This is a genomic window from Desulfuromonadales bacterium (assembly GCA_035620395.1).
In the GTDB taxonomy this organism is placed as follows: Bacteria; Desulfobacterota; Desulfuromonadia; order Desulfuromonadales; family DASPGW01; genus DASPGW01.
The window spans coordinates 1-16,058 of record DASPGW010000020.1 but is presented as its reverse complement, the minus strand read 5'-3'; the positions used below and the strand labels follow the sequence as shown (position 1 = coordinate 16,058).

Annotated in this window: 14 protein-coding genes and 1 pseudogene; 8 read left to right on the top strand and 7 right to left on the bottom strand. The window is 65.1% G+C overall.

Annotated features, from left to right (window positions below; genetic code table 11):
• The first annotated feature begins 24 nt into the window (after positions 1-24).
• On the top strand, positions 25-1,932 hold the full coding sequence (gene dxs, locus VD811_01375; GenBank protein HXV19623.1) for a 1-deoxy-D-xylulose-5-phosphate synthase: 1,908 nt from the start codon (positions 25-27) through the stop codon (positions 1,930-1,932).
• A gap of 45 nt (positions 1,933-1,977) precedes the next feature.
• Here the strand turns inward: dxs and VD811_01370 are convergent, their stop codons facing one another.
• The 7 genes and pseudogenes from VD811_01370 to VD811_01340 form a co-directional block, all read right to left on the bottom strand.
• Positions 1,978-2,949, bottom strand: coding sequence for a response regulator (locus VD811_01370; GenBank protein ID HXV19622.1), 972 nt, complete (start codon positions 2,947-2,949; stop codon positions 1,978-1,980).
• A 98-nt stretch (positions 2,950-3,047) separates the two neighbouring features.
• Positions 3,048-4,112, bottom strand: a complete 1,065-nt coding sequence (locus VD811_01365; protein ID HXV19621.1) for a cytochrome c biogenesis protein ResB — start codon at positions 4,110-4,112, stop codon at positions 3,048-3,050.
• A gap of 17 nt (positions 4,113-4,129) precedes the next feature.
• Positions 4,130-4,933: a cytochrome c biogenesis protein CcsA gene (gene ccsA / locus VD811_01360; protein HXV19620.1), complete on the bottom strand. Its 804-nt coding sequence runs from the start codon at positions 4,931-4,933 to the stop codon at positions 4,130-4,132.
• A gap of 106 nt (positions 4,934-5,039) precedes the next feature.
• The gene (gene hgcB, locus VD811_01355; protein HXV19619.1) at positions 5,040-5,336 is read right to left on the bottom strand and encodes a mercury methylation ferredoxin HgcB; all 297 of its coding nucleotides are present in this window, start codon (positions 5,334-5,336) and stop codon (positions 5,040-5,042) included.
• A gap of 8 nt (positions 5,337-5,344) precedes the next feature.
• Positions 5,345-6,397 (bottom strand): annotated as a pseudogene (hgcA, locus tag VD811_01350) (mercury methylation corrinoid protein HgcA).
• The gene (locus tag VD811_01345) at positions 6,300-6,569 is read right to left on the bottom strand and encodes a hypothetical protein (GenBank protein HXV19618.1); all 270 of its coding nucleotides are present in this window, start codon (positions 6,567-6,569) and stop codon (positions 6,300-6,302) included. Before VD811_01345 ends, hgcA begins: the two are co-directional and overlap by 98 nt.
• Positions 6,570-6,721: 152 nt before the next feature.
• A complete protein-coding gene (locus VD811_01340) occupies positions 6,722-7,786 on the bottom strand; it encodes a 3-deoxy-7-phosphoheptulonate synthase (protein HXV19617.1) in 1,065 nt (354 codons plus the stop codon).
• Positions 7,787-8,035: 249 nt separating this feature from the next.
• Between VD811_01340 and VD811_01335 the strand changes: the two genes are divergently transcribed.
• The 7 genes from VD811_01335 to VD811_01305 form a co-directional block, all read left to right on the top strand.
• Positions 8,036-8,323: a YggT family protein gene (locus VD811_01335; GenBank protein HXV19616.1), complete on the top strand. Its 288-nt coding sequence runs from the start codon at positions 8,036-8,038 to the stop codon at positions 8,321-8,323.
• Between the two features lie 10 nt (positions 8,324-8,333).
• Entirely contained in the window at positions 8,334-8,891 is a 558-nt protein-coding gene (locus tag VD811_01330; protein HXV19615.1) for a DivIVA domain-containing protein, read from the top strand.
• On the top strand, positions 8,891-9,175 hold the full coding sequence (locus tag VD811_01325; protein ID HXV19614.1) for a DUF167 family protein: 285 nt from the start codon (positions 8,891-8,893) through the stop codon (positions 9,173-9,175). The genes VD811_01330 and VD811_01325 overlap by 1 nt, the downstream gene beginning before the upstream one ends.
• Before the next feature lie 290 nt (positions 9,176-9,465).
• On the top strand, positions 9,466-9,921 hold the full coding sequence (locus tag VD811_01320) for a DUF488 family protein (protein ID HXV19613.1): 456 nt from the start codon (positions 9,466-9,468) through the stop codon (positions 9,919-9,921).
• Positions 9,922-10,745: 824 nt separating this feature from the next.
• Positions 10,746-12,056 (top strand): TolC family protein, encoded by a 1,311-nt coding sequence (locus VD811_01315; protein HXV19612.1) that lies wholly within the window; start codon positions 10,746-10,748, stop codon positions 12,054-12,056.
• The gene (locus VD811_01310) at positions 12,053-13,309 is read left to right on the top strand and encodes an efflux RND transporter periplasmic adaptor subunit (GenBank protein HXV19611.1); all 1,257 of its coding nucleotides are present in this window, start codon (positions 12,053-12,055) and stop codon (positions 13,307-13,309) included. Before VD811_01315 ends, VD811_01310 begins: the two co-directional genes overlap by 4 nt.
• Before the next feature lie 23 nt (positions 13,310-13,332).
• Positions 13,333-16,058, top strand: a 2,726-nt coding sequence (locus VD811_01305; protein HXV19610.1) for a CusA/CzcA family heavy metal efflux RND transporter, incomplete at its 3' end; no start/stop codon positions are given.

The window sequence follows — 16,058 nt, the reverse complement described above, 5'->3', positions numbered from 1 at the left end:
TGAGTGGGCAAAGGATTTTCAAGCATGAGCGGCATACTCGAAAACCTCGATTCGCCCGCCGGCCTGAAGGAATTCTCGCTGGCCGAGCTGGAGAATCTGGCGGGGGAAATCCGCGAGACCGTCATCGATACCGTAGCCGCCAACGGCGGCCATCTTGCCAGCTCTCTCGGGGTGGTGGAGCTGACCATCGCCCTGCACCGCGTCTTCGACTCCCCCACCGACAAAATCGTCTGGGATGTGGGGCACCAGGCTTATGCCCACAAGCTGCTGACCGGCCGGCGTGAGCGCTTTTCCACCCTGCGCCGGCTGGGCGGGATCAGCGGCTTTCCCAAACGCGACGAGAGCCCGCACGACTGCTTCGATGTCGGCCACTCCAGCACCTCCATCTCCGCCGCCCTCGGCATGGCGGCCGCTCGTGATGTCCTCGGCGGCAGCGAGAAGATCGTCGCCGTCATCGGCGACGGCTCCCTGACCGCCGGCCTCGCTTTCGAGGGGCTGAACCAGGCCGGGCACCTCAAGAAGGACCTGATCGTCATTCTCAACGACAACGAGATGTCGATCTCCCCGAATGTCGGCGCACTCTCTTCCTTCCTCAGCCGCAAGATGACCTCGGATCTCTTCGTCCGCTTCAAGCGCGAAACGGAGCAGTTCCTCGGCAACGTCCCGCGTTTCGGCCGCGACCTGATCAATATCGCCCGTCGTGCCGAAGAGTCGTTCAAGGGTTTTTTCACTCCCGGCATGCTGTTTGAGGCCTTCGGCTTCGATTATGTCGGCCCCCTTGACGGCCACCGCCTGCCGGAGCTGGTCGAAACCCTGCAGAATGTCTCCCGGCTCAGGGGGCCGATTCTGGTCCATGTCGTCACCCGGAAGGGGAAGGGATATCCGCCCGCCGAGCGCAGCCCCTCCGAGTTCCATGGCGTCGGTCCCTTCAACCGCGCGAGTGGCGAGGTGAAGCAGGGCAAGGGGCAGGCGGCCAGCTATACGGCGGTATTCGGACGCACCCTGGTAGAGTTGGCCGAACGCGACCGGCGGGTCGTCGCCATTACCGCCGCCATGGCCGAGGGGACCGGCCTCAAGGAGTTCGCCGCCCGCTTCCCCGACCGGTTTTTCGACGTCGGGATTGCCGAACAGCACGCCGTGACGTTCGCCGCCGGGCTGGCCTGTCAAGGGCTGCGGCCGACGGTGGCCATCTATTCGACCTTTCTCCAGCGGGCTTACGACAGCATCGTGCACGATGTCTGCCTGCAGAACCTGCCGGTCACCTTCGCCCTCGACCGGGGCGGACTGGTCGGCGCCGACGGTCCCACCCACCACGGAGTGTTCGACTACGCCTTCCTGCGCCACATCCCCAATTTGACCATCATGGCGCCGCGCGACGAGATCGAACTGCGTCGGGCGATGGCCACGGCCCTCGCTGTCGAGAGTCCCTTGGCCTACCGCTATCCGCGTGGCAGCGGTATCGGCTTGCCTCTCGACGGGCCGTTCGAACCGGTGCCGCTCGGCCGGGGCGAAAAGCTGCGGGACGGCGCCGACGGCGTCATCTTCGCCGCCGGCACGACCGTGGCGGCGGCCCTGGCGGCGGCGGAGCAGCTGGCCGCCGGGGGAATCCGCCTGGCGGTGGTCGACCCCCGCTTTCTCAAGCCGCTCGACCGGGAATTGATCGCGGGCGAGGCGCGCCGCTGCGGCCTGGTCGTCACCGTGGAGGAAAATGTCCGGCAAGGAGGGTTCGGTTCCGCGGTCCTCGAACTGCTGGCGGAGGAGGGGCTTTCTCCCCGAGCCCTGCACATAGGCCTGCCGGATGCCTTCATCGAGCAGGGCAGCCAGGAAGAGCTGCGGGCGCGCTATGGGCTGGACGCTGACGGTCTTGCCGGGAGTATTCGGCATTTCCTCGGCCTGCCCGATACCGGCACGGCCCTGGCCGGATTGCGTTAGATTGGTCAGGGGAGAGGGCGGCGGGGCGCGCCGCCTGGCGAAAGGTCAGGGGACCGAGGACTTGTCCCGTTTGAGCTGGTGAATGATGCCGACCTTCTCCAGTGCCAGGGCGGCATGGTGCGACAACTGGCTGAGAAAGTTCAGTTCGTGTTCGCCGTAGCCCTGGCCATTCTGGTGGCCGGAAAGGACGACGATGCCGGCCACCCGCTCCTTGAGGAGCAGGGGGGCGGCCAGCAGGCCGGGAGCGGGGAGCAGGTTCTCCGTTTCCCCGGGTGCAGCCATGGCGGCCAGTTTTTCCGGCAGATTGGCGGCGATGGCCACCGGTTTTCCGCGGCGGGCGAGGGCCAGGGTGAGACCGTCCGGCAGTCCTGCGGAATACTTCCGGCACAGTTCCGGCGGGATCCCCTTGCTCACCTTGAGGCCGAGCTTGCCCGAGGCGCGGTCGAAAAGGGCGAGAAAACCGCGGCTCGCCTGCAACTCGCCCATGGCGGAGCTGAGCAGTTCCATGAACAGTTCCTCGATGTCGGTTGTCGCCGTCAGCCTTTCGATGGAGGCATTGAGCGCCTTCATCATTTTCAGCGTCCGCCGCAGCGACCGGTTGCTCTTCTCCAGCTCCTTGAGCAGGTCCGCGTTCTGCCGGCGCAGGTCGATCTGAGTGAAGGCCCGCTCCAGGGCGCTGAACAGGATCTCGCCGGTATCGATGGGGCGGACGATGAAATCGCAGGCGTTGTTTCGCAACGCCTGCAGCAGGTTGTAGGAGGAGGCATTGTGGGTGATCAGGATCACCTCGATTTCGGGTTGCCGCTCCTTCACCTGTTTGAGCAGGTAGTGGCCGCTCTTGCCGGGGAGCTCCGTCTCGGTGAGGACGAGATCGACCTGTTCGCCGGCCAGCAACTGCAGCGCCTCTTCGCAGGTGGCTGCTGCAAGCGTTTCGATATTCCTCTCGCCCAGTAGCCGCTGGAGGCTGTCGCGGCGCTGCGGCTCGTTGTCGACCACCAGTACGCGCTTATTCTTCATGTGCAATCGACTCCCGAACAGAAAGCAGGCGATACCATAGCATCCCCGGGGTGCTTCGCCTAGATATTCAGATATGTTGAGCGGAACTGCCCGGCGGTTCAGACCACCTCGGGCCGGTCACCCCGGCCGCGCTTGTAGTAGAAAGAGCCCGCGGCAAGCAGAACCCCGGCCAGCATGGCCACGCCCCCGACCATCGCCAGGGGTGCGCCGGGATCGTAGTTGACGGTGAGCACGCTGAAGACGCGGTAGAGCGGTTCGGTCGGCCACAGTCGCACCCCGGCCTCGACCAGGGGGTAGGGGATCTCGCCGCGCAGAAAATACCAGCCCCGCCAGGGCTCCCGGTCGGGCTGGAGCAGTTCGAGCCGGATCGCCGGGTTGCCGAGTTCGTCCCCCCGGTAGACGGCCTGGCCATCGCTTCGCCGGGCGGCGTCGGCGTAGAAGTCGATAACCCGCAGCAGGCGGCCGCTGCCGAGTTCGATATGGCTGCCGACCGCCAGGGAGACGGCACCGCGCCCGGAAAGAAAGAAATTGAAGCCGGCCGGCTGGCGGCCGAAAGAAGACGGCACGACAATCAACCCGCCCCGGGTGAGCGGGGTGTTGGTCTTCACCACTCCCTGCGACAACACCTCGCCGCCCCGCAACAGGGTGACGGTGCTGAGCATGTCGACGGGGCGGCCGCTCGCGCCAAGCTGCGGCTCGAAGGCGTCCAGCCGCAGGTTGTAGCCCGGCAACGCCGCAATTTCACGAACCTCGCCCACGAAGATCCGATTCCCCTCGCTGCGAAATCCCGCCAGACTTCCCCAGACGTACGCTGCCAGCACCAGAACGAAACCGAGGTGGATCATATACTCGCCGCTCTTGCGCCAGCGGGCGCGCAGGTTGCGGGCCCAGTCGATGAAGCAGCAGAGAGTGTTGATGCCGAGCAGCAGCATCAGCACGCCGGCGGCAAAGACCCACCAGGTGAGAGCCGGCCGGGCCACTCCGGCGGTACGCAGCCAGTCGCCGAGAGCTACTGCGTCCATATGGCCGAAGATCCGGGGGTTGAAAGGGATGAGCAGCGAGCCCCCCATGATCAACAGGGTGGCCGCCGAGGCGAGGACGATCGCCAGCTTCAGCGAGCAGAGCAGCTTCCAGGTCTTGTCGAGCAACATCGAGCGGTTCATCGTGCGTGCCTTCGCGGTCAGTCGAGGGGGTGGTTGCTCTGCAGCAGCAGACCGATGCCGAGATAGGTGAAGAGGACGACGCCGAAACCGGCGATGGAGAGGATCGCGTACCCCGTGCCCTGCCAGCGCCGGACGAACTTGGCGTGGCACATCCCGGCGTAGAAGAGCCAGACGAGAAAGGACCAGACTCCCTTGATGTTCCAGGAGAAGTAGTAGCCCCAGGCGATGTACGCCCAGATGCTCCCCATGATCATGCAGAGGGTGAAGAGACAGAATCCGAGAAAGATCGACTCTTCGTTGAGCTTGCGCAGCAGCCCCGGGTCGGGCAGGAGGCCGCTCGCCAGTTGCCGCTGCAGCAGGTAGAGGACGCCGAGGGAGAAGGCCATGGCGAAGAAGGCGTAGCCGAGGAACGAGAAGGCGATGTGCAGGGTGAAGAGCGGGGTGTCGAGAGCCGGAATCAGCGGCGGAATGGCCGGGTCGCGCGACAGCGCCCCGGCCAGCAGCAGCAGGTTGAGGAAGATGACGAACAGCCCCGCCGCATGGATGCGGTAGCGCAGCTCGAAATAGAGGTAGGTCGCCGCCAGCGCCCAGCTGAAGAAGAAGAGGGTGGCGAAGAGATTGGTCACCGGCAGGTAGCCGGCGGCCAGCCAGCGCTGGCCGAGGATGCAGGTCTGCAGAGTGAAGGCCGCCGCCACCAGGACGACGGCGCCGCGCAGCACCAGCGGCCGGCGGACCCGAAGATGCAGGAGGTACAGGCAGGCGGAGACGAAATAGGCGGCGAAGGCGCTGCCCAGCAGCAGGGTCGAGGTGGATGCGGTCATGGTGACGACGTCAGGCTCCCGTAGGTTTTGCGGCAGGGTAGCACAGGGGGCGGGAGGCGGGGAAGGGGGAATGCGGTCTCCGGAATCGGTAATTGTCCCGTGCAGCTCAGCAGCAGCTCGACCCGCCGCCGCAGTCGCAGCTCGGCTCCTCGCCGGTGAGCCAGCTGTGGATGATGGCGCTGGCGCAGCCGACGCCGGCCTTGACCGAGATCGCCTCGACCGGGCAGTTGCGGGCGCAGGCACCGCACTCGATGCAGCGGTCGCGGTCGGTGATGGCCGCCTTCCCTGCCGCCATGACGAAAACGGCGTGCGGGCAGACCGCCGGGCACATGCCGCAGCCGATGCACTTGGCGACGTCCAGCTGCAGGGTGGTGACCCCTTCCAGGTAGCGCAGTTCGCTCATTCCGATCCTCACTTGCCGACGAATCCGCCGTAGACCCAGAGCACCCCGGCCAGCGCCGCGGCCACCGCCTGCAGGGGGATAGCCCGACGCATCTCCTTCTCCACCCCGGAGGGGGAAGTGAAGGTGGTCGAGCCGGTGAAGTTCATGGCGCACCAGGAGGCGACCGCCGGCAGGGCCAGCAGCAGCGCCGTGCCGGACCAGAAGTCGAGCCGGCTCCAGCTGGCCAGCAGGGCGAGCAGGGCGACGGCCCCCCCGGCCATGGCCCCCTTGAGGGCGAAGGCCCGTCCCGGCAGCCAGGGGAGCAGCACCGGCGTCAGCACCGCCCCGGCCAGCACCCCGGCGATGCCGGTGACGATGGCGGCGAGGCCGCGCGACAAAGCGGCGGCGGGGTGGAGCAGCTGCGGTCCGACGGCGCTGAGAATCAGCAGTCCCAAGGCGGTCCAGCCGATCGGCTTGAGCATGCCGGTCAGCTCCACCGGCGTCAGCACCAGCCGCTCGAGGGTGGTGAAGGTCACCCGGCGCATTTCCGGTGTCGCCTTCATGCCGGCGGCCAGGAAGACCGGCAGGTCGGCGGCGCGCACCGGCCCGTAGACGACCTTGAACCCCGATTCCCGGCGCACCTCGTGGGCGGCGACGCCGGGGGCGCCGAGCTGGGGAAGGATCAGGGTGCGGTGCCCGACGACCTGATCGAGGCCTGCTGCTTGTACCCGGCGGATCACTTCGGCGGTGCCGAAGGTACCCTTGCCGGCTGCGCACCAGACGTTGATGCCGAAGGTTTCCAGCACGAGGATCCAGACGTGGAGGCCGCCCAGTTCCCGCCGCAGGCTGTCGAAGGTTAGCTTGTAGTTGGCGGTGACCAGCACCGGCGAGGCGGCGTCGGGGCAGCCGACCGCGTACAGTCCGGGGGCGATCCGGTAGCGCGTCCGTCCGAGCCCCCAGCGCATCTGCCAGCGGCCCAGCACGTCACCCCTGGCCAGGCGGGTGGCCACCTGCGGCACCAGCCCGACCGGCGTCTCCAGCCAGCCGGTGACGAAGGGCCAGCGCCGGAAGCCGGGGCGGTCTCCTGCTTGCGGGCTGAGCGGGGAGGAGGGCGGACAGCAGCTGTCGGCCGGGCCGGCCGGTTCCGGCGGCGGGCAGCAGCTTGCGTTGGCCGGCGCCGAAGACGGCGGGCTGCAGGAGTGGGTATCCGGCTGGTCCGGCGCCGCACCCGGCGGCGCTTTCGGCGGTCAGCACCCGGCCTTCGCCTCCGGCTTCGGCGGGCAGGCTCCGGCCTTCGCTTCCGGCTTCGGCGGGCAAGGGGCAGGAGCGAGAACCCGCACTGATTTGATTTTGATCTCTTTCAAGGCAATATCCTGTAAGGCGACCCGGACAGGGCCGCTCTTGAATCAGACCGGTCGGCCGCCGCAGTTGCTGAGACTCCGGTGGGCATGGCGCAGCATGCGCTCGGTGGTGGCCCAGTCGACGCACTTGTCGGTGATGGAGACGCCGTACTTCAGCTGCGAGAGGTCATCGGAGATCGGCTGATTGCCGGCCTCGAGGTAGCTCTCGATCATCAGGGCGCAGATGGTGCGGTTGCCGTCGGCGATCTGCTCGCAGACGTTCACCAGAACTTCCTCCTGCCGCTCGTGGTTCTTGAAGGAGTTGGCATGGCTGCAGTCGACCATGATGGCGGTATTGAGGCTTGCCTTGGCCAGCATCTCCTCGGTCTTGCGGATGTCCTCCGGGTAGTAGTTGGGGCGGTCGTTGCCGCCGCGCAGCACGATGTGCACGTCGGAGTTGCCGGTGGTCTGGACGATGGCGTTGCGTCCCTCGTTGTTGATGCCGAGAAAACTGTGCGGATGCAGGGCGGCGCGCATGGCATCGATGGCGATCTGCAGGTTGCCGTCGGTGCCGTTCTTGAAACCGACCGGGAAGGAGAGGCCGCTGGCCATCTCCCGGTGAGTCTGGGATTCGGTGGTGCGGGCGCCGATCGCCCCCCAGCTGATGGTATCGGCCAGGTAATGGGGGGTGACCGGGTCGAGCATTTCTCCGGCCACCGGCAGGCCGAGGTCGGTGATGGCGCAGAGCAGGCCGCGAGCCACGCCGAGACCCTTGGAGATCTGGTGCGTGCCGTTGAGATCGGGGTCGTTGATCAGCCCCTTCCAGCCGATGGTGGTGCGGGGCTTCTCGAAGTAGACGCGCATGACCAGGAAGAGCCGCTCCTCCAGTTCCCGGGCGAGCTTTGCCAGGCGGCCTGCATATTCGAGGGCGGCCTTGGGATCGTGAATGGAGCAGGGGCCCACCACCACCATCAGGCGGCCGTCGCGGTTGCAAAGAATGTCGGTGATCTGCTCCCGGGCCCGGGTGACGAACTCGGCGCCCTGTGCCGAAAGCGGAAAGACCTGTTTAAGATCGGCCGGGGCGATGATCGGGGTCAGGCCGCGGATGCGAAGGTTGCTGGTACGTTTCATGTCGATTCCCCTGTCGGTTCGATTTCATCAAAATGACCCCCGCCGGACGGCCGGGAAATCATTCTCCAGTGCGGTAATGTAACGTTTTTTATTCGATAAGTCAAAAAGTGCGTTGCCGCCGGCAGCTGCGTCGCCGGCGGATCATTGGAAAGCGTTTGCACCTTGGCGGGCAATACGTTATAAAGTGGGCTTTGCACGAGGCGCCGGAGTTCAATCGGCGCACTCTCCAGACGGAGGAAAGAGGAAAGCATGAACATTCTGTTTTCGGCCCTTGCCGAAGTGATCAGCCTGGTCTTCCAGATCTACATCTTCATCGTCATCGGCCGCGCCATCATCTCCTGGGTCAACCCCGATCCCTATAACCCGATCGTCCGTTTCCTCTATAACGCCACCGAACCGGTGCTCTACCGGATGCGCCGGCTGCTGCCGCTGCAATTCGGGGGGATCGATTTTTCGCCGATCGTTCTCCTGCTCGGCCTTTCCCTGCTCCGCCGCATCCTCCTCAGTCTCATAGAGCAACTGGCCTTCCGCATCTGAGAGGTGCCTCATGTCCATCACGCCCATCGACATTCAGCAGCACCAGTTCAAGACCCGCCTCCTGGGCTACGAGAAGGGGGCGGTCGATCATTTTCTTGAGCTGCTGGCAGAAGAACTGGAGCGTCTACACCGCCAGAGCCAGGAACTCAAGGAAGAACTGGCCCGCACCCGGGCCAGCCTCGAAGAGATGCGCTCCCGGGAACTGACCCTCAAGGAGACCCTGCTGACCACCCAGAGGGTGACCGACGATCTCAAGGCCAACGCCCGCAAGGAGGCCGAGATCATGGTTGCCGAAGCCGAGCTGCGGGCGGATAAGATCGTCCAGGCCGCCGACGAGCGGCGGATTCAGCTGATCAGCGAGATTCAGGAGATGAAGCGGCAGAAAATTTCCTTCGAGACCAGCCTGCGGGCCGTGGTCGAGAGCCATCTGCGGCTGCTGGATATCGATGTGGTGGCCCTCCATGGAGGCGGTGAGGAGTATCTGCTGGAGGAGCCCCTCCCGTTTCCGGCGGGGAACAGGAAGGGCGCCGTGCCCAAAGAGGATCCGGACCCGGTGGAGCCGGCCTGATGCCCTGGCTGCGTGAGCACCGGGACGGGGTGACCATCGATCTTCACGTGCAGCCGCGGGCCAGCAAAAACGAGATCGTCGGCGTGCAGGGGGAAGAGCTCAAGGTCCGTCTGACCTCGCCGCCGGTGGAGGGGGAAGCCAACCGGCTCTGCGTCGAGTTTTTCGCCAAGTTGCTCAAGGTGTCAAAAAGCACGGTGGAGCTGGTGGCGGGGGAGAAGTCCAGGCACAAGCGGCTGCTGGTCCGGGGAGCGGAAGCGGAGGAGGTCCGCCGGGCGCTGGAATAACAGGCGCCGGGGATTTGCGCGAAGCCGGCGCAGGCTGAACGGGGCATTGTCAAATTCACAGGCCGCAGGCGTTTTCGGGGGAAAGCGATGAGGGCAGGAGCAGGATCGATATTCCGAGGCGCCGCCGGGTCAGCATAAATGCTGGCCGGCGGCGTTTCTCGTTCGGGGGTATTATTGAGGCATATATTTGTGGCCCATATGCTGGAAGCAGCTTATGGCATACGTACCGAATCCGCCCAACAGGCGGCAGCGTATATGGAATACAGACGCATATAACAGGCGCTCGGTCCATGAACGGGCAAGAAACCGCCCGTCAGGCCAAGCGCGAAGCCGTTGGGCATCTTGGTCAGGAGGGCACAGTGGCAGTTCGCGTAGTGAAGCTCGGAAGTGCACGTGTCGCAAACGAAGGCGTTCGCATCGGCACCGTTCGTCGACCTCCCCGCGGTGTTCCGAAAGCCGAGTTCTCGTCGCAGAACTGGTACGACGTCTGGCTTCCGAACCTCGCGCCCAGCGTCGAGACCATGAAACTCGGCCAGCAGGCCGAAACACCTGCCCAGTGGGCAACCTTCACCCGAAAGTACAGGGCCGAAATGGCAAGTCCCGAGGCCAGTCACATACTCGAAGTGTTCGCTGTCCTGTCGCACTCAAGCAATTTCTCGGTGGGCTGCTACTGCGAGAACGAAGCACGCTGCCATCGCTCGGTTCTTCGTGACCTCCTGGTCGAAAAGGGCGCCAGGGTCGAGTGACGATGCCAAGAGCCACATGACGACCAGCCTTTCAAGCAACCGGACATGGCCCCGGCAAGCCGATCATGCCGGCTGTCCCCAGCCTTAACGCGCCAAGCAGAAACGGATCGGCACATGACAGCCAGGTCCGGCGTCCCCCGATAGCTTTTGACGGAAACACGTCAGCATTGGCCGCTCATGTCAAACGTCAGGTTTTGAATAGACGGTTTTCCACCTTGCAAATTCACGCCGTCCTCGATTATCTTGGCGAAGTATGAAGAGAAAGCCCTTCCGACAAGTTTTTGCGATAATCATCCTGCTGGCCTTCTACCTGCTGGGAAGCCATGCCGGCGCCCATGGTCTGGCCTGGTGCCTCGGTGCGGAAGGGCACGCGCACCTGGAGATGTCGACCTCCGCGTGCGATTCCAGCGCTTTGCAGAAGCCCTGCAGAACCGCTGAAGCCTGTGCCGTTTCGGCCCCCGCGCACTCTCCCCTTTCTTCCCATCATGCCGAGTGCCAGCATCTGCCGGTCAGCTCGCTCCATGCGCCGCTCGTTCAGAAAACCCTGAAGACATACCAGTATTCCCCACTGGATTCCCCTCCTGCCTCTCTTCCGCCTCTTTGGCGGCCACAGGTCGCAGCCGATCGTAATCTTTTTCGCTCCCCGGCGGCGTCTCTTCCCCCTTCCCAGGCTCTTGCCGCCCTGCGTACGGTTGTTCTGCTGAATTGATCCTCTCCCTCTAGCTTCTGGCCCGTGTGTCCCGAAAGACCAGAAGTCTTCTCGGTACACGTCTGTTTTTCGCTCACCCTTCGCAAATTCAAACACCGAATTGGAGGTGCAGTCCTTGAGAAAAACGGTTTTCTCCAAGAGGGCCGTGGCCCTGTTTGTGACCATTTGCAGCTGGACTTTCGGCGCCACGGCGTACGCCGAAGAGAAAGTTTTTTCCCTTGCGCAGGCGGTGGACTTTTCGCTGCAGAACAACGGCGAACTGATGGCCCTGCGGGAAGAAAGAGGCATCCGCGAGGCCGGCAGGAGCCGGGCCGGGCTCTACCCCAACCCGGTCCTGGAGGCCGACGGGACAACCGGGAAGCTGACCGGCAGTCCTTCCGAGAACACCCTGACCGTGGGTATTTCCCAGGAATTTCCGACCGCCGGCAAGCGGGGCAAGCGCCTGCTTGCTGCCGAGAAAGAACTGGAGGGCTTCGACCGGCAGCTCGACAACGCCGGCCGGCTGCTGGCGGCGGAGGTGAAGGCCGCTTTCTACGACCTGCTGCTGGCGCAGCAAAAGGTGGAGCTGGCGCAGCGCTCCCTGGCCCTCAACAACCGGCTGCTGGAGGTGGCGGGGCAGCGCTTCGAGGCGGGCGACATCCCGGAGCTGGAGGTGAATCTCGCCCGGGTGGAGGCGGCCCGCAGCGAAGGGCGAAAGGCCGAGGCGGAGCGGGAGATTGTCCCCGCCAGAGCCAGGCTCCTGGTCCTCCTGGGGCTTCCCTCTGAGACGGCAGCCGGCTTCACCGGTTCCTTGGAGGAATCGTCCGGCGACGTCGGAGAGTTGGCGGAGCTGAAGGCACTGGCCTTGGCCCAGAGGTCTGACCTGGCGGCACTGGAAGCGCAGAAGGCGCAGGTGGGGGCGGAGGTTCAACTGGCGAAGGCCGAGAGGATTCCCAACCTCACGGCGGGGATCGCCTACACGCGGGAGAACACGGCCACCGACATTGGCGACGAGGAGATCAAGGACGCGGACAACCTCGTCGGCCTGAGACTCGCCATCCCCATTCCCCTCTTCGACCGCAACCAGGCTGGAATCCGGGAGGCGGTGGCGCGCAAGGGGAGCACCGAAGCCCGCGCCCTCTTCGCCCGCCAGAGCGTAGAGCGGGAGGTGGAGACGGCCCACGCCAGGCTGACGGGGGCAGAGAAAATCGCGTCCCTCTACGCCGGGGGGATAATTCCTCAACTGGAGGAAAACCTGAAGCTGGTCCAGGAGGCCTACCAGATCGGCGAGATCGGCATTCTGACCGTCATCGAGGAGCAGAAGAAGTTTGTCGAAGTCCACGAGAATTACCTGGCCGCCCTGTATGGCCGGCAAACGGCCCGCGCCGAGCTGGAGAAGGCGGTCGGCGGCAGTCTCGATATTGAAACGAGCGGAGGTGCGCAGTGAAGAATAAAGGAATGATCATCGGCCTCATCCTGGCCCTGCTTCTCGGCGGCGGCATCTACTACCGGTTCACCCACCTGCAGGTCGGCGGCGAGCACGCCGAGCATGGCGAAGGGAGGGAAGCCGCCGAACACCATGACGAGAAGGAACACCAGGGAGAAGAAGGGCACGGCGAAGAAGAACACGACGAGCACGAAGAAGCCACGAGTGTCAGGATGGCCCCGGAATCCCAGCAGGAGCACGGGGTGGTGGTCGCCGTGGCGAAGATGGAGCAGCTCGCCGGCGCCATCAATGCCACTGGCAAGGTTGAGGTGAACGCCGACCGCATCGCCCATGTCTCGCCCCGCATCGCGGGCAAACTCGTGGCGGTCAAGGCCTCGCTGGGGGATGCGGTGGTGGCCGGTCAGACCCTGGCGCTGCTCGACAGCGTCGAGTTGGGGGAGTCCGTCAGCCGTTACCGCCAGACCAGGACCCGGCTGACCCTGGCGCAGAGCAACATGGACCGGGTGAAGGCCTTGGTGGAGAAGAAGATCGCCGCCCGCAAGGAGATTCTGCAGGCCGAGACCGACTACCAGACGGCGCTCGCCGAACTGCAGGCGGACGAAGAGCGTCTGCTGGTGTACGGGCTGGCCAAAAGTGACCTGGCCGACTTGGGCAGCCGCCAGACCCTGTTGCCGGTTCGCTCCCCCATCGGCGGCGTGATCACCGAAAAACATGCCATTGTCGGCGAGTTGGCCGATCCTTCCACCAACCTCTACACGGTCGCTGACCTCTCGTCCGTCTGGGTGCTGGTCGACATCAACGAGAAGGACCTGGCCAAGGTCGGCAAGGGGCAGGCCGCAACGGTCACCGTGGGCGCCTTCCCGGACCTGGTGTTTGCCGGGAGGATTACCTACATCGCCGACCTGGTGAACGAGGCGACCCGGACGGTCAAAGCCCGGTTGGAGGTGCCGAACCCCGAACGCAAGCTGAAGCCGGAGATGTTCGCCACCGTTGCGCTCAGCCTGCCGGCCGAAGCCTCGCCGACCCTGGCAATTCCGGAGGATGCCATCCAGGAGATCGAGGGGCAGAAGGTGGTCTTCGTCACCGAGGACGGCACCGAGTTCGCGCCCCGCCCCCTGGAGCTGGGCAGGGCCTCCGGCGGCCTGGTGGAGGTCCTCGGCGGACTGGCGGAAGGGGAACGCTACGCCGCCAGGGGGAGCTTCCTGCTCAAATCGGAGCTCAAGAAGGGGGAACTCGGTGAGCACGGCCATTAAGCCATCAAGGACAGGAAAGGGTAATGCCCATGCTAGATAGAATTCTCCAGTTTGCGCTCAAACAGCGGCTCATCATCCTGCTCGGAACCCTGCTGCTGGTCGGCACGGGCCTGTGGGCGATGAAGAAGCTGCCGGTGGACGCCTTCCCGGACGTGACCAACGTCCAGGTCCAGATCCTCACCCAAGCGGGGGGGATGGCGCCGACCGAGGTGGAAAAACTCGTCACCTTCCCGATCGAGACCGCCATGGGCGGGCTGCCGCAGCTCCAGGAGGTGCGCTCCCTCTCCAAGATCGGCCTGTCGGTCATCACCGTCGTCTTCGAGGAGGGGGTGGACATCTACTTCGCCCGCCAGCAGGTCTTCGAGCGCCTGCAGCAGGCCAGCGACCGCCTGCCGAAGGGGATCGAGCCGCAGATGGGGCCGATCACCACCGGCCTGGGCGAGATCTACCAGTACGTCCTGGAAAGCCCCAACCACGACATCCGCGAGCTGCGCAGCCTCCAGGACTGGGTGGTGCGGCCGATCCTGCGCACCGTCCCCGGCGTGACCGACGTCAACTCCTTCGGCGGCCAGGTGAAGCAGTACCAGGTGGTCCTCGACCCGGGCAAGCTCAAGAGCCTGAATCTCACCATCCATGAGGTGATGGAAGCGGTGGAGATGAACAACGCCACCGTCGGCGCCGGCTACATCGAGCACCGGGAGGAGCAGTACATGGTCCGCGGCTTGGGCCTCGCCAGGGGGATCGAGGACCTGGAGCAGATCGTCGTCACCGCCCGCGGCGGCACCCCCATCCACATCCACGACGTGGCCACGGTCGTGATCGGCAACGAGCCGCGCCAAGGGGTCACCACCCACGACGGGCAGGGGGAGGCGGTGGCCGGCATCGTCATGATGCTCAAGGGGGCTTCCAGCAAGGAGGTGGTCGCCGGCGTCAAGGAGAAGGTGGAGACCATCCGGAAGACCCTGCCGGAAGGGGTGAAGCTCGTTCCCTACTACGACCGCACCGACCTGGTGCAGAAGACGATCAACACCGTGCGGACAAACCTCATCGAGGGGGGGCTGCTGGTCATCGCCGTCCTCTTCTACTTCCTCGGCAACGTGCGCGGCGCCCTCATCGTCGCCCTGGTCATTCCCCTCTCCATGCTCTTCTCCTTCCTGGGGATGCACTGGCTGGGACTCTCCGCCAACCTTATGACCCTCGGCGCCATCGACTTCGGCATGATCGTCGACGGCAGCGTGGTCATGGTGGAGAACACCGTGCGGCATCTTTCAGAGCGAAAAAAAGAGGAGGGGCTGCTGCACACCATCTTCGCCTCGGCCAGGGAGGTGGCCCGCCCCATCCTCTTCGGGGTGCTGATCATCATCATCGTCTACCTCCCCATCGTCACCCTGACCGACATGGAAGGCAAGATGTTCTCCCCCATGGCCTTCACCGTCGGCTTCGCCCTGCTCGGTTCCCTCATCCTCACCCTGACCCTGGTGCCGACCCTCTGCTCGCTGCTGTTGCGAGGGAAGGTGGAGGAGAAAGACCCGAAGCTGCTGGTGCTGATCCGCGAGACGTACCTGCCGTTTCTGCGGCAGAGCCTGGGCCGCCCGAAGAGGGTCCTCGCCCTCACGGCTTCCGCCCTGGCCGGCTCGCTGCTGCTGGTCCCCTTCCTCGGCAGCGAGTTCCTCCCCACCCTGGACGAGGGGAGCCTCACCGTCCAGTCGTTTCGTCTGCCGTCCGTCTCGGTGACCGAAACGGTGCGAACCTCGGCCGCGGTGGAGAAGGCGCTCCTCTCCTTCCCCGAGGTCGAGAAGGTGGTGGCCCGGGCGGGCCGGGCAGAGATCGCCTCCGACCCGATGGGCATCGACATCTCCGACATCTTCATCAGCCTGAAGCCGAGGAGCGAATGGACGACGGCCGGGACCAAGGAGGAGTTGGTCGACAAGATGCGCGAGCGGCTGGAGACCATCCCGGGCATGTCCTACTCCTTCAGCCAACCGATCGCCCTGCGGGTGGACGAGCTGATCTCCGGCGTGAAGTCCCAGGTCGCCGTCAAGCTCTTCGGTGAGGAGATGGAGGTGCTCAAGGAGAAGGGGGCCGAGATCGCCGAGGTCCTCGGCGAGGTTGCGGGAGCGGCCGACGTGCAGGTGGAGAAGGTCACGGGCCTCGCCTACCTCCAGGTGGAGATCGATCGGGGCGCCATCGCCCGCTACGGCATCAATGTCGCCGAGATCAACGAAGCGCTGGAGCTCGCTTCGGGCGGCAAGATCGTGTCGGAGATCTTTGAAGGCCAGAAAAGGTTCTCCGTGGCCCTGCGCTTTCCCGCCGAGCTGTCCGATACCCCCCGGGAATTCGAGGAGATTCTGATCTCCGCCCCCGACGGGGCGCGCATCCCCTTGAAGCAGCTCGCCCGGGTCTACACCGAGGAGGGGCCGGCGCAGATTTCCCGCGAGAACGGCTCGCGCCGCATCGTCGTCGAGTGCAACGTCTCCGGTCGCGACCTGGGGGGCTTCGTGGCCGCGGCGCAAAAAGCCATGGACGGCCGGCTGCAGCTGCCGCCCGGCTACTACATCGACTGGGGTGGGCAGTTCGAGAACCAGCAGCGAGCCATGGCGCGCCTGGCGGTCATCGTCCCGGTCTGTCTGGCGCTCATCTTCATCATGCTCTTCTCCACCTTCGGCAGCGTCCGCCAGGCGTTCCTCATCATCCTCAACGTCCCCTTCGCCCTGATCGGCGGCATCGTCGCCCTCTTCCTGCGCGGGCT